Raw genomic sequence first — 1,491 nt, forward strand, 5'->3', positions numbered from 1 at the left:
TTAGAGCGGAATGGTATCGTGTTTCTTCCATCTGGTTTCGACGCTCTTGCCACGCAATGACGCAAAGGCGCGGGCGATGCGGCGGCGTGAGGAATGCGGCATGATCACCTCGTCGATGAACCCCCGTTCCGCCGCCACGAAGGGATTGGCGAAACGCTCCTCATATTCCTTCGTGCGCGCCGCGATCTTCTCCGGATCGGCAAGCTCGGACCGATAGAGGATTTCGGCCGCGCCCTTCGCCCCCATCACCGCGATTTCCGCAGTCGGCCAGGCGTAGTTCACATCCGCGCCGATATGTTTCGACGCCATCACGTCATAAGCGCCGCCATAGGCCTTGCGGGTAATCAGCGTCACCATCGGCACCGTCGCCTCCGAATAGGCGAACAGCAGCTTTGCGCCATGCTTGATGACGCCGCCATATTCCTGCGCCGTTCCGGGCAGGAAACCCGGCACATCCACCAGCGTCAGCAGCGGAATGTTGAAGGCGTCGCAGAAGCGCACGAACCGGGCCGCCTTGCGCGAACTGTCGATATCGAGGCAGCCGGCCAGCACCATCGGCTGGTTGGCGACGACCCCCACCGTCTGGCCCTCGAGACGGATGAAGCCGGTGATGATGTTTTTGGCAAAGGCTTCCTGCAATTCGAAGAAATCGCCCTCGTCGGCGAGCGCCAGGATCAGCTCCTTCATGTCATAGGGCTTGTTGGAACTGTCCGGGATCAGCGTGTCGAGCCGTGCCTCCAGCCGCGCCGGATCGTCGTGGAAGGGCCTGACCGGCGGTTTCTCGCGGTTGTTGAGCGGCAGGAAATCGAACAGCAGCCGCACCTGTTCCAGCGTCTCGATGTCGTTCTCATAAGCACCGTCGGCGACGGAGGATTTTTTCGTATGGGTGGAGGCGCCGCCCAGCTCTTCGGCCGTGACGATCTCGTTCGTCACGGTCTTGACCACATCCGGCCCGGTCACGAACATGTAGGAGGTGTCGCGCACCATGAAGATGAAATCGGTCATAGCCGGCGAATAGACCGCGCCGCCCGCACAAGGCCCCATGATGACCGAGATCTGCGGCACGACGCCGGAGGCGACGACATTCCTCTTGAACACATCGGCATAACCGCCGAGCGAGGCGACACCTTCCTGAATGCGCGCGCCGCCGCTGTCGTTGAGGCCGATCACCGGCGCGCCGTTCCTGACCGCCATATCCATGATCTTGCAGATCTTCTGGGCATGGGTTTCCGACAGCGAACCGCCAAGCACGGTGAAGTCCTGGGAAAACACATAGACCTGCCGGCCGTGGATGGTGCCCCAGCCGGTGACGACGCCGTCACCGGCCACCTTCTGCTCCGCCATGCCGAAATCCACCGCCCGGTGGGTGACGTACATGTCGTATTCCTCAAAGGAGCCTTCATCCAGAAGCACATCGATACGCTCGCGCGCCGTCAGCTTGCCCTTGGCATGTTGCGCATCGATGCGCTTCGCACCGCCGCCGAGGCGGGC

The 1,491-nt window shown here is 62.2% G+C and carries 1 protein-coding gene; it reads right to left on the bottom strand.

What is annotated here, in order from left to right:
• On the bottom strand, window positions 1–1,491 hold a 1,491-nt coding region (locus tag ACI2KA_RS26945), incomplete at its 5' end, for an acyl-CoA carboxylase subunit beta (RefSeq protein ID WP_404505488.1).

The organism is Agrobacterium sp. NPDC089420 (assembly GCF_044900305.1).
Taxonomy (GTDB): Bacteria; Pseudomonadota; Alphaproteobacteria; order Rhizobiales; family Rhizobiaceae; genus Agrobacterium.